21 protein-coding genes are annotated in these 24,535 nt (G+C 46.4%); 3 read left to right on the plus strand and 18 right to left on the minus strand.

Going from position 1 to position 24,535, the window contains the following annotated elements; genetic code table 11:
• Positions 1–61: 61 nt before the first annotated feature.
• Complete coding sequence (locus DWZ03_RS06280; RefSeq protein WP_008665373.1) at positions 62–559, minus strand: DMP19 family protein; 498 nt, start codon at positions 557–559, stop codon at positions 62–64.
• A gap of 443 nt (positions 560–1,002) precedes the next feature.
• Between DWZ03_RS06280 and DWZ03_RS06285 the strand changes: the two genes are divergently transcribed.
• Both DWZ03_RS06285 and DWZ03_RS06290 read left to right on the plus strand, forming a co-directional pair.
• Complete coding sequence (locus DWZ03_RS06285) at positions 1,003–1,704, plus strand: iron-sulfur cluster assembly scaffold protein (protein ID WP_005831848.1); 702 nt, start codon at positions 1,003–1,005, stop codon at positions 1,702–1,704.
• 18 nt (positions 1,705–1,722) lie between these two features.
• A complete protein-coding gene (locus DWZ03_RS06290) occupies positions 1,723–2,733 on the plus strand; it encodes a GGGtGRT protein (RefSeq protein ID WP_005831851.1) in 1,011 nt (336 codons plus the stop codon).
• 59 nt (positions 2,734–2,792) lie between these two features.
• Here the strand turns inward: DWZ03_RS06290 and DWZ03_RS06295 are convergent, their stop codons facing one another.
• The 8 genes from DWZ03_RS06295 to DWZ03_RS06330 form a co-directional block, all read right to left on the minus strand.
• On the minus strand, positions 2,793–3,830 hold the full coding sequence (locus DWZ03_RS06295; protein ID WP_005832802.1) for an alcohol dehydrogenase: 1,038 nt from the start codon (positions 3,828–3,830) through the stop codon (positions 2,793–2,795).
• Positions 3,831–3,857: 27 nt separating this feature from the next.
• Entirely contained in the window at positions 3,858–4,655 is a 798-nt protein-coding gene (locus tag DWZ03_RS06300) for a TrmH family RNA methyltransferase (protein WP_008665308.1), read from the minus strand.
• 51 nt (positions 4,656–4,706) lie between these two features.
• The gene (locus DWZ03_RS06305; RefSeq protein ID WP_120129283.1) at positions 4,707–7,394 is read right to left on the minus strand and encodes a transglutaminase domain-containing protein; all 2,688 of its coding nucleotides are present in this window, start codon (positions 7,392–7,394) and stop codon (positions 4,707–4,709) included.
• Positions 7,395–7,480: 86 nt separating this feature from the next.
• The gene (locus DWZ03_RS06310; RefSeq protein WP_005831860.1) at positions 7,481–7,894 is read right to left on the minus strand and encodes a DUF2141 domain-containing protein; all 414 of its coding nucleotides are present in this window, start codon (positions 7,892–7,894) and stop codon (positions 7,481–7,483) included.
• A gap of 27 nt (positions 7,895–7,921) precedes the next feature.
• Positions 7,922–9,847, minus strand: coding sequence for a TonB-dependent receptor plug domain-containing protein (locus DWZ03_RS06315; protein ID WP_117748944.1), 1,926 nt, complete (start codon positions 9,845–9,847; stop codon positions 7,922–7,924).
• Between the two features lie 137 nt (positions 9,848–9,984).
• The gene (locus DWZ03_RS06320) at positions 9,985–10,896 is read right to left on the minus strand and encodes a LytTR family DNA-binding domain-containing protein (RefSeq protein ID WP_035457730.1); all 912 of its coding nucleotides are present in this window, start codon (positions 10,894–10,896) and stop codon (positions 9,985–9,987) included.
• A gap of 66 nt (positions 10,897–10,962) precedes the next feature.
• Positions 10,963–11,565, minus strand: a complete 603-nt coding sequence (locus DWZ03_RS06325) for a sugar O-acetyltransferase (RefSeq protein ID WP_016272870.1) — start codon at positions 11,563–11,565, stop codon at positions 10,963–10,965.
• Between the two features lie 55 nt (positions 11,566–11,620).
• Entirely contained in the window at positions 11,621–12,196 is a 576-nt protein-coding gene (locus tag DWZ03_RS06330; protein WP_016272871.1) for a Crp/Fnr family transcriptional regulator, read from the minus strand.
• Between the two features lie 246 nt (positions 12,197–12,442).
• Here DWZ03_RS06330 and DWZ03_RS19960 point away from each other — a divergent pair, with 246 nt between their 5' ends.
• Positions 12,443–12,583 (plus strand): hypothetical protein, encoded by a 141-nt coding sequence (locus DWZ03_RS19960; protein ID WP_005832819.1) that lies wholly within the window; start codon positions 12,443–12,445, stop codon positions 12,581–12,583.
• A gap of 79 nt (positions 12,584–12,662) precedes the next feature.
• Here DWZ03_RS19960 and DWZ03_RS06335 read toward each other — a convergent pair whose 3' ends face one another.
• The 9 genes from DWZ03_RS06335 to DWZ03_RS06380 all read right to left on the minus strand — a co-directional run bounded on the left by DWZ03_RS06335 (position 12,663) and on the right by DWZ03_RS06380 (position 24,499).
• Positions 12,663–14,228, minus strand: coding sequence for a hypothetical protein (locus tag DWZ03_RS06335; RefSeq protein ID WP_229122405.1), 1,566 nt, complete (start codon positions 14,226–14,228; stop codon positions 12,663–12,665).
• An 84-nt stretch (positions 14,229–14,312) separates the two neighbouring features.
• Positions 14,313–15,446: a DUF4249 domain-containing protein gene (locus DWZ03_RS06340; protein WP_009038101.1), complete on the minus strand. Its 1,134-nt coding sequence runs from the start codon at positions 15,444–15,446 to the stop codon at positions 14,313–14,315.
• Between the two features lie 12 nt (positions 15,447–15,458).
• The gene (locus tag DWZ03_RS06345) at positions 15,459–16,622 is read right to left on the minus strand and encodes a DUF4249 domain-containing protein (protein ID WP_057281677.1); all 1,164 of its coding nucleotides are present in this window, start codon (positions 16,620–16,622) and stop codon (positions 15,459–15,461) included.
• Between the two features lie 6 nt (positions 16,623–16,628).
• The gene (locus tag DWZ03_RS06350; RefSeq protein ID WP_008665291.1) at positions 16,629–19,367 is read right to left on the minus strand and encodes a TonB-dependent receptor domain-containing protein; all 2,739 of its coding nucleotides are present in this window, start codon (positions 19,365–19,367) and stop codon (positions 16,629–16,631) included.
• A gap of 1 nt (position 19,368) precedes the next feature.
• A complete protein-coding gene (locus tag DWZ03_RS06355) occupies positions 19,369–20,052 on the minus strand; it encodes a hypothetical protein (protein ID WP_005832827.1) in 684 nt (227 codons plus the stop codon).
• 241 nt (positions 20,053–20,293) lie between these two features.
• Positions 20,294–20,668 (minus strand): YccF domain-containing protein, encoded by a 375-nt coding sequence (locus DWZ03_RS06360; protein WP_005832831.1) that lies wholly within the window; start codon positions 20,666–20,668, stop codon positions 20,294–20,296.
• A gap of 37 nt (positions 20,669–20,705) precedes the next feature.
• Positions 20,706–21,809, minus strand: a complete 1,104-nt coding sequence (gene dinB / locus DWZ03_RS06365) for a DNA polymerase IV (RefSeq protein WP_005831892.1) — start codon at positions 21,807–21,809, stop codon at positions 20,706–20,708.
• 31 nt (positions 21,810–21,840) lie between these two features.
• Positions 21,841–23,187, minus strand: coding sequence for an MATE family efflux transporter (locus tag DWZ03_RS06370; RefSeq protein WP_120129286.1), 1,347 nt, complete (start codon positions 23,185–23,187; stop codon positions 21,841–21,843).
• 223 nt (positions 23,188–23,410) lie between these two features.
• Positions 23,411–24,499, minus strand: a complete 1,089-nt coding sequence (locus DWZ03_RS06380; RefSeq protein WP_117865899.1) for a 2-aminoethylphosphonate--pyruvate transaminase — start codon at positions 24,497–24,499, stop codon at positions 23,411–23,413.
• Positions 24,500–24,535: the final 36 nt, after the last annotated feature.

A 24,535-nucleotide genomic window follows, 5' to 3' on the forward strand; every position in this document is an offset into this window, starting at 1 on the left:
TCTCCAATACCGAAAGGCAAGAATGGGTATAGGCTAATATGCCTTTCCTCGTTACTCTCTATCACACAATCTTGGCAAACAGCTCCAAATGCTCATCCACATAGCCGGCAACCAAAGCTGTATATTCCTCCTCTTTTTCCAAAAATTCATCTTCCAGTTCATCGAAAGCCTCATATTGCTCGTACATTGCCATAAATTCCTCGTCTGTGCGTTCGCGTTCCAAGTCGTCACGATGGCTATCGTATATTTTCTTGGCAGCATAAACCAACTTGCTCAAATCGCCCACTCCCCACAAACGCATCACTTTGGCAAACGGATTGTCGAAAATATAACCGCCATAACCATTTTGAATCAGTTGGCAGAAGCCCCCTTCCATCACTTCATCACGGAATATCTGATAGGCCAACAATGAATGCTGTTCACCGGTAAGCAAAGACATCGTCCCGGCAGTCATTTCTCCGCCTATTTCTTTCTTATAAGCACCGGTGAATACGCCGATGAATGCATCCATCCCTTCACCGGCAGCCTGGCGCAATGCCACATCTGTAACTTCTATCATAGTTTGTATTTTATTTAATGTGCCACAAAGGTAAGACTTTGCAGCCATAGTCAAACACGGACTCCCCTTTATTTTCTTCGCCTTGCCAACCAGTTGGCAGGATTTTGCCTTACCATTGGCAAGACTTTGCCACCGCGTTGGCAAAACTTTGCCATAGGCATGGCAAAAGTTTGCCAAGACGCAAGCAAGGGGTTGGCAAAATTACTTCCTGATTAACAAGCACATACCTTATTGATTCACAAACCCTATCAGAGACGAGAAAAAACAGTCAACTGCAAACTCCACTTTACATTCCGCAGAAATTCAGCTTCTTATTACTTCTTTTTAATAAAAAAGTCAAATTGAACAGTTGGCAGAAACGGGGAAAACAACTAACTTTGCACCCGACTAATAAAAGTGGACTACGTTTTTTTTAATTATATCACTTAAAAAAAGAGCTAATTATGACTTATTCACACGAAGTGGAACACATGTGTGTTGTGAAGAAAGGTCCTAATCACGGACCGGCTCCTATTCCCGAAGAAGGTAAATGGGTAAAAGCTAAAGAAATTGTTGACATCTCTGGTCTGACACACGGTATTGGCTGGTGTGCTCCTCAGCAAGGTGCATGTAAATTAACCCTCAATGTAAAGGAAGGCGTTATCCAGGAAGCTTTGGTTGAGACTATCGGTTGCTCCGGTATGACTCATTCTGCTGCTATGGCATCAGAAATCCTCCCGGGAAAGACTATCCTCGAAGCATTGAATACTGACCTCGTTTGCGACGCTATCAACACAGCTATGCGCGAACTCTTCCTGCAAATTGTTTACGGTCGTACTCAGTCTGCTTTCTCTGAAGGCGGTTTGATGATTGGAGCTGGCTTGGAAGACTTGGGCAAAGGTCTGCGCAGCCAGGTAGGCACATTATACGGAACGTTGGCTAAGGGTTCTCGTTACTTGGAAATGGCAGAAGGTTACATCAAGACTATCGCTTTGGACAAGAACGACGAAATCTGCGGTTACGAATTTGTTCATCTGGGCAAGTTTATGGATGAAATCAAGAAAGGTACAGACGCCAATGAAGCATTGAAGAAAGTTACCGGTACATACGGCCGCTTCACTGAAGAGCAAGGTGCAGTTAAACACATTGACCCACGTCACGAATAATATAAGGAGGAAAGACATATGATTAGAGAAGTAAAATTTGAAAGCCAAGACCGTCGTATCAAGCAGATTCTTGCTGCATTGAACGCAAACGGTATCAAAGACATCGAAGAAGCCAATGCTATCTGCGAAGCTCATGGTCTCGATCCTTATAAGACTTGTGAAGAAACTCAGCCCATCTGTTTCGAAAATGCAAAATGGGCATACGTTGTAGGTTGCGCCATCGCCATTAAGAAGGGCTGCAAGAACGCTGCTGAAGCTGCTGAAGCTATCGGTATCGGTCTGCAGGCATTTTGTATTCCGGGTTCTGTAGCTGACGACCGCAAGGTTGGTATCGGTCATGGTAACTTGGCAGCCATGTTGCTGCGTGAAGAAACCAAATGTTTCGCTTTCTTGGCAGGTCACGAGTCATTCGCTGCTGCCGAAGGTGCTATCAAGATTGCCGCTAAAGCTGACAAGGTACGTAAAGAACCTCTGCGTTGCATCCTGAACGGTCTCGGCAAGGACGCTGCACAGATTATCTCTCGTATCAACGGCTTTACATACGTTCAGACTCAATTCGACTACTACACAGGTGAACTGAAAGTAGTTCGTGAAATCGCATACAGCGACGGTCCCCGTGCCAAAGTAAAATGCTACGGTGCAGACGATGTTCGCGAAGGTGTGGCTATCATGTGGAAAGAAGGCGTGGATGTATCCATCACTGGTAACTCTACGAATCCGACCCGCTTTCAACACCCGGTTGCAGGTACTTATAAGAAAGAACGCGTATTGGCTGGCAAGCCGTACTTCTCAGTGGCATCCGGTGGTGGTACTGGTCGTACTCTGCACCCGGACAACATGGCTGCCGGACCGGCTTCTTACGGTATGACGGACACCATGGGTCGTATGCACTCAGACGCTCAGTTCGCTGGTTCTTCATCAGTTCCTGCTCACGTGGAAATGATGGGATTCCTGGGTATCGGTAACAACCCGATGGTAGGATGTACAGTGGCTTGTGCGGTTGACGTGGCTCAGGCTTTGAGCAAGTAAGTAGCAAGTAAATAATTACATAGAAAAAGAGGATAGCCTTCATTGGCTATCCTCTTTTTCTATCTACCCACAATCGCCACCTTTATCACCCCCTCCAGCCTATTCTCAAAAATACGGTAGGCTTCGTCAATTTCCTCCAACGAGAAACGATGTGTGATAAGCGGTGTGGTATCTATCTGTCCCGCCGCTATCAGGCGCAGTATCTCGGCACAATCGCACCCATCCACACCACCGGTCTTGAAGACAAGATTCTTGCCATACATCTCCGGCAAGGGCAATAACTGAGGCTGGTCATAAAGCGCCACAATGGTGACAATGGCATTGGGACGGGCACACTCCCATGCCAAGCGGAAAGTATCTTCCGTGCCGGCAACTTCAAGTACGACATCTGCCCCACCATGGTCGCTATGCTTCCTCACAAAGTCTTTGCAGTTTTCCGGCCCAATGACCAGCACCTCCGGATAATGCTCGCGGACAAAACGGATTCTTTCAGCCGACTGCTCGCAGACAATAATGCGACGGGGCTTCTTCAGCATGGAACAAAGCAGGGTACAAATACCCGTCGGCCCGGCACCGATGATGAGTACAGTGTCTTCCTCGGTTATTTCGGAGATACGGGCAGCCCAGAAGCCGGTGGCCAACACATCGCCTACCAAGAGCGCCTGCTCGTCGCTTACCGTATCGGGAATACGGTTCAGTCCCTGGTCGGCATAAGGCACACGTACATATTCCGCCTGGCCGCCATCGATACGGCACCCCAAAGCCCAACCGCCATTAGTGTCGGTACAGTTGTTCACATATCCGTGACGACAAAAGAAACATTTACCACAAAAAGTCTCCACATTCACAGTCACACGGTCGCCGGGCTTTACCGACTCAACTTCGGCACCCACCTGCTCTACGATGCCCACCATTTCGTGTCCTACCGTAATTCCGGGTACGGCGCGCGGTACACTTCCATGCTTTATATGCAAGTCACTGGTGCATATGCTACCCAGTGTCACCCGCACAATAGCATCACGTGCATCTTCCAATACCGGTATCGGTTTCTCAAGCAATCCGAACTTTCCGTGTTCAATATAAGTATATGCCAACATAATATATGCTTTTTTGAGTTATCACTTCTAAACGCGAAGTTGCCAGAAAGCAACAGCCGCTGCGGCCGCCACGTTCAGCGAATCTACACCGTGCGCCATGGGGATACGAACCACATAGTCGGCTCCCGCAATCGCTTCGTGCGAAAGACCATCTCCCTCAGTACCCATCACAATAGCCAACCGGGGCTCGGTCTTCAAAACGGGATTGTCTATGGAAATGGAATTGTCCGTAAGCGCCATGGCCGCCGTGCGGAAACCCAACTCACCGAGCGTATCCAGAGGACCGTCCATCCACGTCCACGGCACAAGAAAAACCGTTCCCATTGAAACCCGGACCGCACGACGGTTCAGAGGATCGCAGGAATTACGCGTCAACAGCACAGCATCCATGCCAAGAGCTGCCGCCGAACGGAAGATGGCCCCAATATTGGTGGTATCCACCACCCCGTCGATAACCACAATACGCCGGGCTCCCCGGCAGACGTCCTCCATACTCTTCGGAACCGGACGGCGCATGGCACAAAGAACACCACGCGTCAAAACGTAGCCGGTCAGCTCGGCAAGCAATTCCCTACCGCTTGTGTAGACGGGTATATCGCCACAACGCTCAATGATTTCAGCAGCATCCCCATAGATGTGCTTGTGCTCACACAAAAAGGCCAAAGGCTCGTAGCCGGCATCCAGAGCCACCTTGATAACCTTAGGACTCTCAGCTATAAACAGCCCTTTGTCCGGCTCAAGGCGATTGCGTAACTGGGCTTCGGTAAGGGTACTGAATATCTCCACACCGGGATGGGTTAAAGATGATATTTCGATAACAGGCATCGGATGATTTACTATTTGACGATTACTATTTACAATTCATGGCAGAAAGCCCTATAACCCCTTTATTGTCTTCATCAGTTGTTCTCCCAGTCCGATGGTATATCCTTGCGATACAAAGACCACCCGATTGAAAGTATCGGCTATGATGAATATCGGCAGGCTCTCTTTGTGCTTCAACTTCATGCTTTCTGCAATCTGCGCAGCGATACCGTCCGTATCTATACCATAAATAATGGTAGAGGGCAAATCGGGGAATGACTCGCGGGCGAACTTGCCGGCTTTGGCCTCATCAGGGAACAGCAACACCATCTTACGCCCCCACTTCTCCAAATCAGCCTTGAATGAAGCGATGTCGCGCAACGCATGATTGGTTGGCTCTTGATTGACACCCAGAATGCCTACGACAAAGTAACCGCGCCCACAAGCCTGCAGCAGACTCTGCCGGGCTGCGGAGCCGGCGTCCGGCAGCGGAGTGAAGAGAGACTCCGAATTAAAGTTCCCGATAACCTGCACCTCATCCTCGCTCTCGCGCATCACCAATTCAATTTCCGTTGTCTTCTCCGGCAGAATATTGAAAAAGGTGGTTTTAGAAAGTACCGCACCGCTGGCAAGGCGTGTACCGGTCACCAAAACATAATCTCCGGCCTCCAGAGCTGTTCCTTCCTTCAGAAGATTGCTCCATGTAGTACCGCCGCCCATATCTGCATCGCCTTCGTCATAGGAAAGCAATTGCAAACTGCCCTGCGGGGTCTGTTTGGAAAGAGTGAAATGAGAATAGTATTTCGGGTTATCCAACGAACGGATAGGCTTATAGGAAGCCACCAACTTTCCCTTCGAAGCAATTCCTTCTGCCATAAAGACCGGCTCTTCCGGATGATGGTTCAAGTCCACATCCATCGCACCATCATCCCCTATCAACTGTACTTTGCCGGTCACTCCGTTGATACGGGCAGGGATTGCCATGCTGCGTGCCATGGAGACGAAGAAAATGTCACGGCTATGGGCATCAGCCACACGGGCCTTCCAGACCCCTTCCGGAGAAATGGGAGCCCCTCCCAAATTACAGTCATTGTCTACCCGGATATTTTGGGCCACCCATGCCACCAGTTTCATCGGTTCTGCCTTGTATGCCTCAGCATCTTCCTTTGAGACGGCTTTCTTGAAAAATCCTTTATAGGGGGTCAGTATCTCGTTGCTTACGCGTGGATTGCGCACATATCTGCGGAAATGGTCGGCATTCTTGCACATACGGGATTGCATGTGGTCCATCAGAACTTCCAGTGTAACGTCGCGGAGGTCTTTTGCCGAAATCCGTTGGAGCAGGTCCAGACCTCCTCTTTTGGACTTTTCAGAGCGCAACCGTGCCATGAAGTCGGCAATGACCCGATGGTTTCCTCTGGAAGCGACCAGTATCCGTGAAACGGCATCTTCGTCGAGCTTGTACTGCCGGGCAAAATAACGCGCCGTCTCATCCGTCATGAACATAGACACATAAGCGTTGCGGATGGAATCTTCATGGACCATGCGGCGGTCATTCGCCGCACGCTGTTCGGGCGTAACCGCCGGCAACTCCGCATTTTCGGGGGGCGGCACAAGTTCAAAATCTACCGCATGGCCGTCGCCGGCAGTCTTATCCATCTTCACAACCAGTTCATGGTCCTTACCGAAAGACAGTTTGGCATAGCCGAATTTTCCGTCTTTGGAAGCCCATACCAGCATGTCACCCTTACCGGCCGTCAAAAAAACCTTTCCCCCTGCATCGGTCTGCTTCCGGGCTACGGTATAGAACTCCGCATAATTATAGAGCTTGAACTCCACACAAGCATCAGGCACCGGATTTCCATGTCCGTCCATGACCGTAACTGTGGCCTTAGCCGTCGGTGCATAGTTACCGATTACATTGATTTCCGTATAAGTAGGAGTGACAGACATCACTTCCTCCGCTCCTTCATAACGTCCGAAGACCTTGGTATGCATCAGCATACCGCGACTGGCCGGAGCATTGAACCAACCAAGGTTGAGTACCGGTTCGGGTTCGCAGGCTCCAAGAAAATACCATTTCCCGTCCGCCCATGCTTCTACCCACGCATGATTGTCGTCGGTATGCGCCCACCGGGGTGTGTAGACCTGACGGGCAGGGATACCCACCGAACGCAAGGCGGCAACCAGCAAGGTAGATTCCTCGCCACAACGCCCGTATGCCGTGCGTACCGTTGCCAAAGGCGAACTGGTACGGGCATCGGAGGGAGTATAGATAGCCTTCTCGTGGCACCAGTGGTTCACCTCCAGAATGGCATCATAGAGGGACAGAGACTTGACACGATTCTTCAGTTCTTCGTAAAACACTACCCGTGCACTGTCCAGATGCTCATTGTTGACCCGCACCGGAAGTACAAAATGACGAAACAAATCCTCAGGAATAACTTTTCCCCAAGGCATCTCATCGGCAGCCTTTTGGGAGGCGCGCACGTTCATCAGATGAAATTCTCCGGAATAATCGGCAATGTCTGCCAAAGGCATATAGGCATAAAGGAACTCCAAAGCTTCGCGTTCGTACGACGTCAAGTCCGTATCGAATATGGCAAACAAATCGCCCTGCGGCAACCTTTCTTTTTTTTGATTGAAGTCCTGCTCCACACGTTGGCGGTAAGAAGTGTCTGTAATGAAAGAACGTTTGCCGCAAGAGGCAAGCAAACATACCAGTCCGAGAAATCCCAGAAGTCGTGCAACTCGTTTCATAATGCAATTATTAAGGTTGAGCCACAAAAATAGTGTAAATCGTCCGCAAAAGAAAATTAATTCCCGTTTTTACTTACATAATCACTCTACTTCAGATGTATCACCAAAGTCGTGTCTCCGGAAAAAGTGAAGCTGCATTTGTCATAAGACGGCGGACCCATAACGCCTTGAGCATCATTGCTGAACCCGTACTTCTCTGTAGGAATGCCGAAAACGGCAGTATCCAGTTTCCCGTTTCCGTTCTCGTCTTGAAACAGCGAAATGGCATACGTACCCGCAGGTAACCCCTGGCAAGGAATGGAGAGCGACGTATCTTTCACATCTATCCGGAAGGCGGTCAAGGGTTTCTTCATGAATGTTTCTTCCGAATTGTAGATGGCGACATAGAGATGCCCCTCCACCTTTTCAATGTCACACACTTCAATAGTCAAGTTCTGGGCAAAGAGCAGCTGGGCGGCACTTTGCATTACAAATACTAAAAAAATAATCATTGCTTTCATCTTTGTTTATTTTAAAAGGGTTATTGTCTAAAAATTGGATACATCGTAGGCGGCCTTCTTGCCTAAAGTCACATATACTCCTACATAGAAAAAATGGTCGCTGGAAGCCAGGACAGCCTTGTTATCCACCTTACCGAACTCATTCTTCCGGCAAAGGATATTGCTGGCGGAAGCATGGATGATTACCTTCTTGCTTGCCAGGAAGGTCACACCCAAATCCAGACTGTTATAAGGCTTCACTTCATCGTTCATCAGACCCGGCAGCATGGGGTTATGATAAGGACGTCCGCTACTGAAACGGTCGGTCACGCTGACAATGGAATGCAGGCGGGGCAAGGAATACTTCACCACCCAGGCTGCATTATGCCGTGTAGCATACTGAGGAGTAGTCAGTTCCGGATACTCCCGATATTTACGTTTGGCTATATTATAGGTATAGGATAACTGGTATTCCAGATTCTTGAAGGACGCTCTATCACGGAAGAACAAGTCTATGCCTTTGCTGTGTCCATAACCGTTGGAGGTCAAGAATACAGCTTTCGTATCGGCATCCGTTTCCTCCAATGCCAGACGGTCATAATCCTTATAATAAAGTTCAGCTTTACAGAAACGCCCTTCATAGTCGTACTGAATGCCCAAATTGTACTGCATACATACTTCCGACATCAACTGCGGCCGACGCACCAGACAGTTGTTCTCGGGCAACTGTGTGTATCGCCCTACAATCCCCGACAGCATCATGTTTCCCCAATAATAGTTCGCCGCCAGCCGGGGAGAGAAATTCATCTTACGGTTCGGAGAAGTGTATTCCGTGCGAAAAGAAAACTCCATCTTCAATTGTTCCATCGGATAATAAGCCATCGAAAAGAAACCCGCACCAATGGTAGGCGACATGCGATTGCTGTCATCCGTCCCGCACAACAGATAATGATTCCTGTAATTGCGGATATAGCTCTCTATCCCCATATCCAGGCGGAATACCGATGACAGCCGTTTGGAAACTTTAGCCTTCAGATGCGTCTCTTGCTGATGTTCCAGCCAGTTATCACCCGAAACAACTGCTCCTCCCATTCTCCGGTTATAGTAAGAATAGGCCGCCCCTGCAAACCAACTCCACTCTCTGGAAGTATGCCTGCGAAAGGTTGCATTTACATAGATATTGTCTTCACCCAGCCCGAACAATCTGCGGTTATCCCCTTCGTAAGTGGAAAAGTCCGTCCGGTCGTATTGTGCGTAAACCTTCCATACCACTCTTTCATCAGGAGTATAACGGAACTGGACAGCTCCGGAAAACATCCGGTAAGGCTCCTCGAAATCCCTCCTGCCCGAATAAACCTTGTCATACAAACCCAGGTTCTGATAATTCAAGTCAACAGACAAGGATCCTCTGTCAAAAGTCTTTGTGCCCCCTCCACCAACACCGACAACGGAAGCGTTCACTCCGACTTTATCGACCTTGCTGTAATCTTTTGTTTCCAATGGCAAGACTGCCGAAAGCGCTTCTCCATATTCTTGTGAAGCGCCTCCCGAAGCAAGGTTTACCCCACTGAACATAAATGTAGAGTAACGGCTGCGAGCAGGGGTATTTATTCCGTTCGAAGTATAGGGATTCAGTACATGCATTCCATCAATAAAAGTCTGCGTCTCGTAACTGCCTCCACCACGTACCAGCAATTCACCGGTTTCACCCTGCACTTGCGTACCGGGCAAAGTCTGCAATGCCTTGTATAAATCACCGTTCGCACCGCCCACCGTAACCAGTTCCACCGGATGCATATCGCTCCAACGGCTGTTGGCAGCAGGAGTTCTGGCTCCTTTTACCACTACTTCTTCCAAAGCGACACTGTCTATATTAAAATTCAGACGTACTGTATCGGTCACTGATTTCTGCGCTACGGAAGGCTGTGTATAAAGTAATACGCCCAATATCCCAAAGACTGTTTCCCGTTTCATATCTTTACATTCGTTGTGTTTCCTGCCGCAAACATAAAGGAAGGGTATAAGACAAAAAAATATCCGGGACAGACAGCCCGGATATGTGACAACCAACAAACTCTTTGTGACGAACAACGTATTTCTGTGACGAGTGACTAACTCTTTGTTCGGTTTTCAATCAATGCTTTCACCTCTTTGGCGTATGCGCGTGAAACCGGAACCTCCTCTTCGCAACCCTCCAGATTCAGCTTATATCCCTGAGAGTTTCCATCTACTTTCACCACCATCCGGATGTTTACAAGAAAGGCCCTATGGCAACGGATAATAAAAGGGCAAGCAGAGACAGCTTCCTCTGCCTGCTTCATGGTGGCACGCAACAATCTCCATGTAATTTTCTTTTCTTTATCCGAATCTGAACGGTAACCTACTTTTACGTAATTCCCCTTTGCCTCTGCATAAAGGAAATCTCCGGCCTTTACTTCCAGCATTTCTTTGGTGCCACCGGCAAACACCAACGCTTCTTCCGAGGAAAACACCTTGTCTTCCAAGCTCGCTATCCCAACTTCCGGGGATATTCTCCTTGAAAGGTGACCGTTCATCTCCATAGCTTCTTTCAGATTGCGGGTCAGTTGCAAATTGCGGTTCCACATCAGAAAAAATATGGTAGGAAAAGGTGCCAGCACCATTACCCAAGACAAAGCCAGAAAGAACAACCGCTTGTCCAACCACATTCCCATCAACCATGATTGATAGGCCCAAATCCCCACTGCTATCAGCAACAACATCAGCAGCAAATTCAACACATGCTTACCCAATGTCCAGTTCTGCTCCTTGTAATAAGCAGGAAATAATGCCGGAAGCAAATAGGTGAAAACTCCCGAAGCACCTGCCGCAATCAATGCAGAACCGGCAACCACCCCAAACACACTTCCCTTTATCCGGGAAATACCGAACGGCTGAAGTATATATAATATCAGAAAAATAATGGCCGAAGGTATCACTACTGCCTTCCAGCGTTGATAAAACGTAGGATAAGGACTCCGCCAAAGTTCCGCCAATTTCCCCATAAGTATATAGTCTCTCTTGTTTACATGGTAATATATGCAAAGATAATACATTTACTCAACACATGCTCATACAGATACTATATTATCAATCTGTTTTATCACACGACAAGGATTTCCCACTGCCACACAATTCGCAGGAATAGAACGGGTAACCACACTCCCCGCCCCGATAACGCTGTTCCTCCCGATGGTGACACCAGGCAAAATGACAACCCCTCCACCAATCCATACTCCATCCTCTATTCGTACAGGTAAGGCATACGTACGGCAGATTTCTTGTCCTTCCGGACAGTCCTGCACCATACGTTCATCTACTTTGGTAGAATGGGTTGCCGTATATATCTGTACATTAGAGGCTATCAGGACGTTGCTACCTATGTCAATACGATTGTTGTCCACAAAGGTACAATTCATGTTGACAATTACCTTGTCGCCCATAAAAATATGCTTGCCACATTCACAATGGAAGTCAATATCCACATGCACATTCTTGCCTACATGTCCCAACATCTCACACAACAACTCCCTCCTGCGCTTGCTATCGGCATAATCTGTGGCATTGAACTGTGCCAGGAGACGTTTTGTACGCAAAATCATCTCCACTATTTTCGGATCCCTACTTCCTATAAAAGGTTCGCCAGCCATGCACTTTTCATATTCTGTTTTCATACGTATTCTGTTTTTGCGGACAAAAATACAAAACTCTAATGTATAGGAATTTATCCTATGTTAAAAAATACCCCTTTGCCCTAATACGACTCAATGATTGTTGTGTAATGCCAAGGAAAGAAGCGATATGTCCCAAAGTCACTCTATGAAAAAGGGCCGGACACTCACTCATTAATTTTTCATAACGCTCATACGCAGACAAGTTGAGGCGAGATATATGAATATCTTGTAAGCGAAGAAAATTTTCCTGTTGTAACACCCTCATCCAATTTGCAATATCTATATCTGACTTATACAACTCATTAAGCGTTTCAATGGAAATAGAATAGACCAGTGTTTCTTCCAATGTTTCCACGTATTCAAAGCCTGCTTTGTTCCTATATAAATCCCACGAGCCACAAGCTACATCACCTTCCATAGAGAACCATGTCGTTATTTCTTTTCCATCGTGCAAGGTGTACGAGCGTGTCATTCCCTTCTCTATGAAGTGGACTTGCCTATCAAATTGTCCTGCACGGATAATAAGTGTTTTGGCAGGAAACACTTGCTTTTCAAAACCATGTGTCAATGCTGCCAATGCTTCATCTGAAACCGGATAATAAGCTCTTATTGTTCTGACAATATTCTCCATACTAAAATATTCCTTTTTACAAAGGTATAAAACAAGGAAGAGTTTGCGAAACTTGCGTAACATATTTGTCATATATAGATTGCAAAATCTAGTATTTCTAAAGAAAATAAAGGATGAATGGCTGTTTTTTTATGTTATAAAACACATTTCTCGCAAACATTTCGTATCTTTGCAACGTTATAAGATAAAAGAAAAGATGTAAAAACCCGCTTTCCGAAACGCGGAGAGCACAAAAAGATGAGAATTATGAAAAAGAATGCAAATGAAATTTTTATGTTACAATACCAAATCAAACGCTATCAGGCAATGGGTAATGGAACAATGTGTCAAACACTGAACGGTAAACTACAAAAGCTGCTTGCAAAGCAGTCCCTCGTAACCATGTAAAAAAACACCTTTAAATACAATGAATAAAGGGCAGGGAACTTTTCAGTTCTCTGCCCTTTTTCTTTTTTATCCATCTATACTAATGGTTAGCACCAACAACAAACTCGCTTTGCATCCTTATCTCCCTACCGTCAACCGAAATTCCTTGTAGGGTAATTATATATATTCCGTTCATATCCGAAGTATAAAAGTTGAGTGTACCCATAGCGGAAGTTATCTCCGGATTCCAATAAAGTGTATGCCGAAAATCCGGTAAGCGAGAACCGGCTTGTTTCTCTGAATTGTATGATGGAGCAACAAATGCGATTCTCTTTTGTGGAAACTCATAAGAAAACATCTGTGAATTCTTATCCAAACGTATATCAGGCAATGTTCCCCGATGGGTTATAAACGAAACAATTCCATCATACAACTCCCCGCCAAAAGTATATTTGCCAGTATAACGATGTATATAGTGTATCAAACGGGCATCATAGTTCAGAATGGTTTCATGGTCATCAAACGGAATCCCGTCTAACAACACCAGTGTTTTCATATTACTGAATCTCCTTATATCCGGTTGCAGTATCCGGATGACATCTTTACCTTCCAGCTGACTGATACGTATTCCCTTGACAAATTCCACAAAAACATCCCTCACAGTCCTGAAACGAACATACTCATCCAGATTATAAGTGGAAGCGGGAACAAAATCATAAAGTTGTTGCAATATACTCTTGCTATACGAAGAATCTACCGGCAAAAGAGAATGTAATTGCGCGCTGAAACCACGCTCTATCAAGTCTTCTTTCCGAAATGACACACAGACTTTAGGAAGTTTTTCCGCCAACACCCCGACAAAAGGAGAAACAAGCTCCAATCGGCAGGGACTTTCCTCCTCCGGTAATGCAGTTAATACAATCTCCTGCATATCCGTTATTCCGGTCGTATAAAAAGCATAAATAGCGTCAGCCTTAGGCTGTCCGTCAAAGACACGAATATCCTTGCCCACACATGCCAGACGTGTATTTACATTGTCAGCAGGCGCTCCCATCAGCCTGCCGGTTACAATATGCCCTTCACACTCTGCCGCAAATGACCGTTCCGGAACACTTGTATAGTTCTTCTGCCCGTCGGCTGATATTGGAAAACCCTTCAGCACATAGTCTTTTCGTACTACGGACAGAGTAAGCTCCTTGACATCAGCAGGCAGATTGGGTAATGTCAAGGCTACTTTACTCCGGTTCCCATAGACCGATTTATCTGTCCATAAGTCCGCTCCGGAAAGCTGATTGCCGGAAGCTTGTGAAACGGTAATGGAATCCGTGAAAAGTTCCACATTATCCTCCTCTGTTGTCTGAACAGTATTAAGCAAGGCTATATACTTCTTTGGGAAACAAGCCATAGGATAGTTCCTCATATAACGCGTATATGCTGTCAGTTGGTAAGCTCCGGTATGCATGACTTGCGGAAGTCTGATACACCCCCATCCATTCCCGTTCTGCAAGTCGATTTTACCTTGTGCGTATACCAGCTTCGTGTCACTTATCTCTACATAAGCTACTTTGCTTAATACGCTTCCACGAGACAAGGAATCCGTCACACAAACTTTTATCCACAAATCTTCTCCAGCCACATAGCAGTCCTTGTCTGTATAAATACGCATATTCTCAACAATTTGAGCGTGTAATCCCAATACAAGAACCCAACCTATAATACAAAATATCACTCTCTTCATATCATTTCAATATTAATTCATTTCATCCGGCCAGAAGGAAGGCTTTTCCAGGCTGGCACCTAAATAGCGTACGTCTGTACAACCTCCGGAAACCCATGCATAACCTACCATCAATGGATAAGCAATAGCATATCCCATCACATATAAATCCATGTACGAATCTGCCCAACCTCTAAATTCTTGGCAATAACCGTCAGGAAACCTATAATATATATCATCGGCAGAAATGAAAATACGATATTTTGCCACATTCATGCTAACTCCCACATAACCAACTACATTTTTGCCTGAATTGTTGCAAATAATATTCGTAGGAAGTTCTGAAGGCTGAGGAATAAACAATCCACCCATTTCTTCATTGATTTTTATTTTCTCCTGATAATATTCGTACTCGCCCCTCGAAATCTTACGCTGTTTCACCAAAGTGCTATAATGATGAAAGACACGGTTATTATCCGCCTTTATAGAATAGAGCCACTTATCCTTCAATTGAGTATCCTTATTTGTTCCTATATTACCTACTATGATTTTAGCCGACTTATCATGACACCATCCCCGTGCATATGGTGTAGCATCAAAATCAACCACCTCATCAGTGGTAGGGTCATAACGGAACTTGGGATTATATACTGCCCTCACTTCCCAATCTTCCTCGTAACTCCAGAAATAACATCCGCCATCTTCACTCCGCATAGAAAAGCGGATAGAGATGTCACCGTATTTTTCCGGTTGCTCGTAGGTAACGTCATTTATTGTTTCTGTCTCCAATGGATATTGAGGCTCCGAAGTATAAATATCCCCTTCATACACAATTTTCAGACTATAGCTGGCATCTTTATTCAAAGAGCCAATTACAACTTGGTATTTTCCATCTCCCAAAGAAGTGCCATTAAAACAAGAACCATCACTTCCTACTACACTGACTTCTGCATCTATCTTGTTATAATCCTGAGGAATTCCTTCTACATTCAAAGGAAAGGAACAGCTCAAGGAAAAAACGACTGTACTATCTGATATGATGTTACCTTCAACTATAAGCACCCTCGTACTACTCTCCGGCAAGTGCGCATTGAATTTATCCACACAACTGCCAATAGTGAGCCACAACAAGCATATCCATGTTACTATATATTTTGCATTATTCATCGCTTTTTCTTATTAAAACAGATTGATTTCAACTGGCCAGAAGGAAGGCTTTTCCAAGCTGGCACCTAAATAGCGTACGTCTGTACAACCTCCAGAAACCCATGCATAACCTTTGAATCCCGTACGTGGGTCCGGGTCCGGATATGCAATGGTATACCCCATCAAGTATAAATCTAAAAATGTATACTCTTCTTTCAGCCCTTTCGCTCCCTGACAATACCCCTCAGGAAGCCTATATTGTATATCATCTGTAGAAATGAAAATACGATATTCCGCCACATTCAAACTGACACCAACATATCCAATAGCCTGTTTATCTGAACTTTCACATCTAATGTTCGACGGCAATTCCGAAGGCTGGGGAACAAACAACCCACCCATCTCCTCATTAAGCTTTATTTTCTCCTGATAATATTCATATTCACTCTTCGAAATCTTACGTTGTTTCACTATAGTACTGTAACAACAAGAAAAACGAATATCATCTGCTTCAATGGAATAGAGACACTTATCCTTTACACGATTATCCTTGTTTATTTCCATATTACCTATTATTATCTCGGACGATTCACTGTGACACCATCCGCGTGAGTATGGTCTGGCATCATAATCAACAACCTTGTCTGTATCGGGATCATAAGCACACATAGGATTGTATACTGCTCTAACCTCCCAATCTTCTTCATAATTCCAGAAATAACATGCAGCATCTTTGCTTTGCATGGAGAAACGGATGCTGACATCACCATACTCCCCTTGCTGTTCGTAAGTGACATCGTCTATGCTTTCCGTCCCTATCGGATATTGAGGTTCGGAAATATAAGTATCTCCCTCATAGACAATCTTCAAGCTATAGCGAACATCCCTATGCAATGTTCCGACAGCAACCCGGTACTTTCCATTACCCAACGCAACACCCCTAAAACTGGAGCCATCCTCACCGGTTACACAAACTTCAGCATCCACCTTATTGAAATCAGGAGGAACCCCTTCCACATCCAAGGAAAAGGAACGGCTCAAAGAAAACACGACAGCACTATCCGATATTATACTACCTTCAACTATGAGAAGGCCGATACTACTTTCCGGCAAGTGGGCATTGAACTTATCCACACAATTACTAAGGAACAACCATAACGGACATATACATATCACCCAATATACTTTATTCTTCATACCCTTTCAGAATTTAATATTATAAGTAACAAAAGGAATGGGAGCACCGAATATGGACATCTTGTATCCTTGAATCCTACCCTCCTCGGACACAAAATAGACAGAGTACACATTCTTCCTTCCGGTCAGGTTATAGATACCGAAAGAAAGGGAACTGTGGGTCAACAATGTCAGGTGGTGACTGGGTTCAATATTGAACGACAAATCCATACGGAAATAGTCGGGAACACGATAACTGTTACGGTCGGTATAGTAAACCTGCATTTTCTTCAAACCCTGGTCGTAGTATTGCCCGGCAGGAATTGTGGTGGGACGGCCCGTACTGTAATCCATATTGAAAGACATGCTGTAACGGCGGGTAAACTTGTAATTGCCTACAAGCTTGAAGTCATGCGGCTTGTCATACTCGGTCGGATACCATTCTCCACCATTGATGGGACGGGCTATGCGCGGATCATTCTGACGCAAGAAAGTGCGCGAATAAGTATAGCTCATCCACCCGTTCAGTTTTCCAGCCGGTTTTTTCACCTGGAATTCCACGCCGTAAGCATATCCCTCCGTATTGATGACATCCGTCTCCAGATGGTGGTTCATCAAGATTTGGGCGGAACTGCGATAATCCAGATAATCAATCAGCTTTTTGTAATATCCTTCTACAGATAATTCCAGAAGTTGCCCCGGCGTATTATAGTAGGCGCCTGCCGCCACCTGCCAGCCACGTTGAGGCTTGATATTGGGGTCGCTCAGCTTCCAGGTATCTGTAGGAGACATAACGGCAGTATTCGATACCTTATGGATATACTGCCTCATCGTATTGAAACCGGCCTTTACGGAAAAATCATCTGTAAAGGCATAACGTGCCGACACTCTGAATTCCGGTCCGTGATAGGTCTTGATGACCTTTCCATTCCCCGCTGTGATAGAATCCGCCACCGAAGACATGGAGGGCAGTATACCTTCCTGATATGTATAGTAAGTGCGCGGTCCCAAAGCATTGAGCATGGAATAGCGTATACCCGCATTGATGGAGAGCCTGGAAGTTATATCCCATTCATCCCCTATATAAACGGCACTTTCCAGTGCTTTATCCTTTTGCAGTTCATCATATCTTACCAGCGAATTAGGCCCCACCGGCTCGTAGGTCCCGGAATTCACATTATACAGCTGGCTCATCAAACCGAAGTTCACCGCATGGCTATTGCCGGCTTGATAAAGAAAGTCCGCTTTTCCAAACCATTGGTTAATGGCAAAAGACAGCCGTGCGGCAGACGCTTCCTCCACCGTTTCATCATTTCGGTAATCGTAGTGGTCATAACCGAAAGAGAAGTTTCCGGTCAGCTTTTCTGCAAAGACAGTCCTCCAGTTTGCCGAGAAATTCATATTGTTGTAGGCATACTTCTCATTGTCATTAAAGGCAAAACGGTCGTGACTATAATAGCCATAGACATTCAGCTTGTTGCGCTCGTTCACCGTATGCGAGAAGACAGTCCCCAAATCATAGAAACCGGCTTTCCCATCACGATACCCGCTTTTGTTGGGCAATGTCTTCATTATCCAGTCCGAATAGGTCGTACGTCCACTCAGCAGAAGGGAAGTCTTTTCCTTAATGATGGGAATCTCGAGATTCAACTTACTGGTCACAAGCCCGATACCTGCAGAACCGGTAAACTTTTCCTTGTTCGCCTCCTTGCTGGTGATGTTCAGTACGGAAGCGATACGCCCGCCATACTGGCTGGGGATACTGCTCTTATAAAGTTCCGCATCCTTTATCATGTCCGAATTAAAAGCCGTGAAAAAACCGAAAAGATGATTGGGGTTATAAATCGTTCCGTTATTGAAAAGAAGCAGGTTCTGGTCAGCGGCACTCCCACGCACATTGTAACCGCTTGATGCCTCCCCCACTGTCTTGATGCCGGGAAGTGTCTGTATCATCTTCAGCACATCCACCTCACCCATAGCCGTAGGAATGTTTTTCAGCAGGGCAGGCTGCAGCTTCTCCATTCCCAACTGCACACTTTTCACGTTCTGTATACGCCCCGAAACAATAAGCACCTCATCCAACATATGGTCTTCCTCTTCCAACTCGATATGGACAATGCCTTCACCATAAAGCATAAATTGCCGATGGGTCACTTTGATATTCATCCCACTGATTTCAAGAATATTATAGCCTGCAGGCAGGTCAATGGTAAATTCCCCCTGACGGTTGGTCGTCGTAGCTACCCACGGCTCTCGATGAATGATGTTGATACCATCCAGATTCTGGCCGGTCTTAAAGTCAGAAACTCTTCCGGTCAAAGTTATCATATCTCCGGGGGCAGGCTTGTACTTGTTTCCTATCTCATAGACCTTGTTTTCTGAAGAAGACTTCACAATAGGAATGTATGAAGGCAATAGTTCCTCATCCGTCTCCAACTTTTCCCCCATCAATACCGGTGGCAGCGAGGTGGCCAGAAAAACCTCCGGCAAGACAAATATTCTGTCACCATAAACCGTCACCTTATAGATAGTAGCTGCCAAAGCCTCTCTCAAGTACTCGGCAGTGGGGTTCTTCACCTCTGCCCGCTTCACTTTAAAAGGAACCGTTATCGTTGTATAAATACGGCAAGACGTGCCCTTTTCTACTGCATCCATCAATTCGAATATGGAAATGCTGTCCATAGCCATCTGTTGCTGTGCAAACATGCCGAAAGGCGACAATAGGAGGAAAAAGGCTACTGTATATTTAAGATTATGTGCTTTCATATTATTTTCCATGAATTAAGGAATCAATATATTCCGTTAACCGGGTCATTGCCCGGACACCGCCATCTTCCTTGAAGTCCAGCCGCTCTTTCCGGCAATAAGCCTTCAACTGCTTCTTGTATGTAGGAAAAAGTTTCAAGAAACCCGAACGGGAAGTTATCACATAATCGGTTCCGCCACTGCGAAGACTGAAATAGCTCTTTTTCTTGAACCGGCTGTAATAAAGATCGTTTTTCTTCACCTGAGACTCCATTGTGGATACGATATACTGTGTCAGGCACATTTGCGGACTATCATATAGCAACGCAGCGAAACAGTCACCCTGCGGTACAAACTTCTGTCCTTCTATGACAAAATAATCCACTTTCCGCATATCTACCTGCAAGGTTATCCGTTTCTCCGGAGTAACCACAATCAGACTCTTTTTATAGGTATCATAACGGAGCTGCAAATCCGAGTAAAGCCATCTGCCATAACAGACAGCCCCCTCGCGAAATTCATCCGTATTCCAATAGGGATGGTTAAGATACTTCTGCTGGTTATAATTTTCCTCTGCCTTACCGGAGTAAAGAGCAGCATAATCTCCTGCCGCTTTTCTGAATTCATCAAAAACGGCTTGTTGTGCACAAACCAAAGATGGAAAACATAGGACGCATAGTAGCGTGTAAAGGTGTGTTTTTCGCATATATGTGAAGTGTTATAGGTGAGGATAATCACAAATATAACATTTCACTTTTAAAAATAAAATTATTATTATATATAATTCAAATAAAAACAAAAAATAGAACCATAATCGGATGCTAAACACAAAGCTAAACATTTAGCATGCAAGCAGAAGCACATTACAATAAGATTAAAGCGCCATTCATCCTCCACCATCAATTATACTTACATATATTTATAAAAAAACGATACAGCACAATCGCTCAAGCCGCAACAATATCCTTCCCGAAAGGAGTCAATGCCAGCCCTGCCAGCTTAAAGTGTTGGATACCGAAAGGAATGCCTATAATGGTGATGCACAGCAATAACCCAAATCCCAAGTGCGAAAGGCAAATCCAAATGCCGCCCAAGAATATCCAAAGAATATTCATCAGCACATAGAGGCAACCGTTGGAACGTTCCCCGCTACGAACCTCTTTGCCGAAAGGCCACAAGGCAAGGCTTGCCATTTTCAAGGTCTGCATGCCGAAAGGGATGCCAATAATGGTGAACATCATCAATAAACTTGCAATAAGATACTCCACAGCAGTGATGATACCTCCAAACATCAACCACAAAATATTCATAAAACAGCCCATAGCTTTCCTTTTTTTAATACTGAACACAAATATAGCATTATTTATTTGAATGGTCCGTCTCCCAGTCACTAAATTCAAAACTCAGTTGTTCCCAGACTCCCTTCTCCTCCTCTTCACGGGGATTGGAAACGGAAAGTCCAATCAAACGGATAGGATGATGTTCATAATCCACTTCCTGCAGCAACTGCTTTGCCAAAGGCAGAATCACGTCAAGGGCACCCAGCTCCTTTGTTTGGGTCATACTGCGGGTAATCTGGCTAAAATCATGAAACTTGATTTTCAGCGTCAGCGTATTCCCGCGGAAATTGGTGTGCTCCAGTCGCCCCACCAGCTCCACTGCCGCATGGTACAGCTCTATAATGACGGATGAACGCTTGCTGATGTCCTTCTCCAACGTATGTTCGCAACCCACAGACTTGCGGATGCGGACAGCCTCTACCGGACGGGTATCGATGCCACGGGCAAAATCATAATAGACTGTCCCCACTTTGCCAAATTCGCGGGTCAGCATCTCCAAAGACTGCATGCGCAGCTGTTCCCCGTTGTGAATCCCCAAGGTGTGCATCTTCTTCGCCGTTACCGGTCCCACTCCCCAGAAACTTTCAATGGGCAGCCGGGCAACAAAGTCCAGTGCCTGGGCAGGATGTATGGTGCAAAGCCCGTCCGGCTTGCGGTAGTCCGAGGCTATCTTGGCAAGAAACTTATTATAGGATATGCCGGCGGAAGCCACCAGATTCAACCTCTCCCGTACCTTCCGCTTTATCTCCTTCGCGATGTCTACAGCCAATGGAATGCCCGGTTTATTCTCCGTCACATCCAGAAAAGCCTCGTCCAGCGAAATGGGCTCGATGACATCCGTATATTCATGAAAGATTTCGTGTATCTGGCGGGAAACGGATTTGTAGACTTCCATCCGTCCCGGGATAAAGATAAGTTGGGGGCACAGCCGCTTTGCCTTCAGTGACGACATGGCAGAACGCACCCCGAAACGCCGTGCCTCGTAACTGGCTGCCGCCACCACTCCCCGCTCCTCCGCATGGCCCACGGCAATGGGCTTGCCCCGCAATGCAGGGTTATCACGCTGTTCTACGGAGGCGTAGAATGCGTCCATATCGATGTGTATAATTTTTCGTCCGGTCATTCTTCTTTCAACTCCCCGATACAAAGATACACTAATTTTTCTTCATCCGAAGTATCCGCCGATAGACATAAATGAAGGCTGGTATTAAAAAGGCATCTGCAAAAATCCATGCAGTAGGGTCACCAAAACACACGGCCAGATAGCCGAAAGTCGGAACAGCCAGCAGGCTGACCAGTATCCGGGCAATCATCTCCGAGACACCGGAAAGCATGGCAAGATTGGTATATCCCACCCCCTGGATAGTGTATCGCAGGATGCAGAGCAGTCCCAAAACCGGGAAAAAGGAAACAGAAATGTGCAGGAACAACTCCGTATTCTTTAAAATCTCCAACTCAGAGGCATCTACAAAGAGCAGGGCAAAAGTCCTGGCACCGAACATCAGTACACAGAAAGTGAACGCCCAATAAACAATCATCATCAAGGCGCTCGCCTTGACTCCCATCCAGATACGTTCCGGCTTGCCCGCACCGTAGTTTTGCCCGCTATAGGTGGCCATTGCCATGCCCAGACTCTCGAAAGGACACATGAAAAACATCTTGATACGCATGGCTGCCGTGAATGCAGCCACACAAGCCGTACCCAAAGCATTATTGGCGCTTTGCAGCATAATGCTGCCAATGGCAGTAATGGAAAATTGCAGTCCCATGGGTACGCCGATGTACATCAGTGTGCGTGCCAAAGCACCGTCGAATTTCCGCTCGGCTGGCGTTGTCTTCAGAATGTCGAAACGACGCATCATATAGATGTAGCACAATATGGCCGAGACGCCTTGTGAAAATACGGTAGCGATGGCAGCTCCTGCCACTCCCCAACCCAGTACCAGAATGCAGAACAAATCGAGCAGGATATTCAGTACCGTAGAGAGAAGTAGAAACCAAAACGGCGTCTTGCTGTCACCCAATGCACGGATAATACTGGACAGCAGATTATAGAAGAAAGTAAAGGGAACCCCGATAAACGTGACAAGCAGGTAATAATAGGCTCCCGTGAATATGTTCTCCGGCGTACTCATCATGTGCAGAATATCTGCACAGTAAATGCTGGTAACCACGGCAATGACAACAGACATCACCGCAGCCAGCTGCAGGCTGACAGCCACATAACGGCGCATCGTGACATAATCCCGCGCACCGAACTTTTGCGCCACGGGAATGCCGAAACCTCCGCAACAGCCATTGCAGAATCCCAGAATAAGAAAAACGACCGAAGTGCTTGCCCCGACTGAAGCCAAGGCGTTGATACCCAGAAAGCGCCCCACGATAGCTGCATCTACCAATGAATAGGTCTGTTGCAGCAGATTGCCGAGCAGTAAAGGCAAAGTAAAGTTGAAAATCAACGGAAGAGCCCGTCCTTCCGTCATTTCTCTGGATGTTGCCATAAATCTGATACCTCCGAAATTGGGTGCAAAAATACGAAAAGATAGCGTTTACAGACTTGACGAAGGTCAAATTTAATAGGGAAGCTTAAGGAGAAGGAAGGCGAAGGACAAATCGTTCTATCATGGAGAAAATATTATTCCACCACTGGGAAAAAATCGTTCCACCATGGTGGAACGATTTTTCCTCCACGATGGAACGATTAAATCTGTGCAGATTCGGAGCTTAGTATTTACACTCGCGAATTACCTCTATCAGCTGCCGGAAATCTTCGGGATGAACATCTCCGATATTGCCGATACGGAAAGTGTCGGCTTGCGAAATCTTTCCCGGATAGATGACAAATCCACGCTCTTTCAGTTGTGTGTAGAAAGTTTTGAAGTTGAAATCGGCATAAGGATAGAGGAAAGAAGTAATAACGGGCGATTGAATCTCGTCCGGCAGCAACGTTTGGAAACCGAGGGAACGCATGCCGTCCACCAGCACGCGGTGGTTCTCGCAATATCTGTTGTGACGGGCCTCCACACCGCCCTCCTCTGCCAGTTCGTCCATGGCTTGCTTGAAGGCGCGGACCACGTGTGTAGGAGAAGTAAAACGCCATTTGCCATGTCCTTTCTCCATGGCTTCCCATTGGTCGTAAATGTCGAGAGAGAGTGACTTGGAGACGCCCTTGCAGTGCAACAGCTCGGAACGGCGGGCGATGATGAAGCCAAACCCCGGAACACCCTGGATGCACTTGTTGGCACTGCTGATGAGGAAGTCTATGCCCAGTTCGTGTACATCGAGGGGAACACCGCCGAAGCTGCTCATGGCGTCTACAATCAGTTTCTTGCCGTGCATCTTGACGAGGTGGGCTATCTCCTTGAGGGGATTGAGCACGCCGGTAGTGGTTTCGCAATGCACCACGGCAACGTGGGTGATTTCGGCATTGTGCGAAAGATAGTCGTCAACGTAGCTGACGGAGACTTGCTCTGTTTCGTCAAAAGCAAGCATGTCGTACGAGATGCCGTGATACTCGGCGATGTTGCCCATGCGGTCGCCATAGGCGCCGTTGCTCAGTATGAGAAGTTTGTCGCCAGGCTTGATGACGCTACCGATGACGGCTTCCACACAGTACGTGCCGCTACCTTGCAGGAGGATGGAAGTATAGTCGCCGGTATGCTGGGTGGCGAGGGAGACGAGGGACTTGCGGATTTCTTCCACAATGTGGAGGTTGTAGTCTTCGTCCCAAGTACACCAGTCGGTCAGCATGGCTTCCTTGACGGTTTGTGAGGTGGTAAGGGGGCCGGGGGTAAGGAGAATGTAGGGTTTCATATGCATTGAGTTTTTAAGTTTATACGTTTATAAGGG

The organism is Bacteroides sp. AF29-11 (genome assembly GCF_003602895.1).
GTDB classification, from domain to species: Bacteria; Bacteroidota; Bacteroidia; order Bacteroidales; family Bacteroidaceae; genus Bacteroides; species Bacteroides uniformis.

Coding starts and splice junctions, on each gene's coding strand:
- DWZ03_RS06280 (WP_008665373.1), bottom strand. CDS start 559: ATGATAGAAGTTACAGATGTGGCATTGCGCCAGGCTGCCGGTGAAGGG.
- DWZ03_RS06285 (WP_005831848.1), top strand. CDS start 1,003: ATGACTTATTCACACGAAGTGGAACACATGTGTGTTGTGAAGAAAGGT.
- DWZ03_RS06290 (WP_005831851.1), top strand. CDS start 1,723: ATGATTAGAGAAGTAAAATTTGAAAGCCAAGACCGTCGTATCAAGCAG.
- DWZ03_RS06295 (WP_005832802.1), bottom strand. CDS start 3,830: ATGTTGGCATATACTTATATTGAACACGGAAAGTTCGGATTGCTTGAG.
- DWZ03_RS06300 (WP_008665308.1), bottom strand. CDS start 4,655: ATGCCTGTTATCGAAATATCATCTTTAACCCATCCCGGTGTGGAGATA.
- DWZ03_RS06305 (WP_120129283.1), bottom strand. CDS start 7,394: ATGAAACGAGTTGCACGACTTCTGGGATTTCTCGGACTGGTATGTTTG.
- DWZ03_RS06310 (WP_005831860.1), bottom strand. CDS start 7,894: ATGAAAGCAATGATTATTTTTTTAGTATTTGTAATGCAAAGTGCCGCC.
- DWZ03_RS06315 (WP_117748944.1), bottom strand. CDS start 9,847: ATGAAACGGGAAACAGTCTTTGGGATATTGGGCGTATTACTTTATACA.
- DWZ03_RS06320 (WP_035457730.1), bottom strand. CDS start 10,896: ATGGGGAAATTGGCGGAACTTTGGCGGAGTCCTTATCCTACGTTTTAT.
- DWZ03_RS06325 (WP_016272870.1), bottom strand. CDS start 11,565: ATGAAAACAGAATATGAAAAGTGCATGGCTGGCGAACCTTTTATAGGA.
- DWZ03_RS06330 (WP_016272871.1), bottom strand. CDS start 12,196: ATGGAGAATATTGTCAGAACAATAAGAGCTTATTATCCGGTTTCAGAT.
- DWZ03_RS19960 (WP_005832819.1), top strand. CDS start 12,443: ATGAAAAAGAATGCAAATGAAATTTTTATGTTACAATACCAAATCAAA.
- DWZ03_RS06335 (WP_229122405.1), bottom strand. CDS start 14,228: ATGCGTATTTATACAGACAAGGACTGCTATGTGGCTGGAGAAGATTTG.
- DWZ03_RS06340 (WP_009038101.1), bottom strand. CDS start 15,446: ATGAATAATGCAAAATATATAGTAACATGGATATGCTTGTTGTGGCTC.
- DWZ03_RS06345 (WP_057281677.1), bottom strand. CDS start 16,622: ATGAAGAATAAAGTATATTGGGTGATATGTATATGTCCGTTATGGTTG.
- DWZ03_RS06350 (WP_008665291.1), bottom strand. CDS start 19,367: ATGAAAGCACATAATCTTAAATATACAGTAGCCTTTTTCCTCCTATTG.
- DWZ03_RS06355 (WP_005832827.1), bottom strand. CDS start 20,052: ATGCGAAAAACACACCTTTACACGCTACTATGCGTCCTATGTTTTCCA.
- DWZ03_RS06360 (WP_005832831.1), bottom strand. CDS start 20,668: ATGGGCTGTTTTATGAATATTTTGTGGTTGATGTTTGGAGGTATCATC.
- dinB (WP_005831892.1), bottom strand. CDS start 21,809: ATGACCGGACGAAAAATTATACACATCGATATGGACGCATTCTACGCC.
- DWZ03_RS06370 (WP_120129286.1), bottom strand. CDS start 23,187: ATGGCAACATCCAGAGAAATGACGGAAGGACGGGCTCTTCCGTTGATT.
- DWZ03_RS06380 (WP_117865899.1), bottom strand. CDS start 24,499: ATGAAACCCTACATTCTCCTTACCCCCGGCCCCCTTACCACCTCACAA.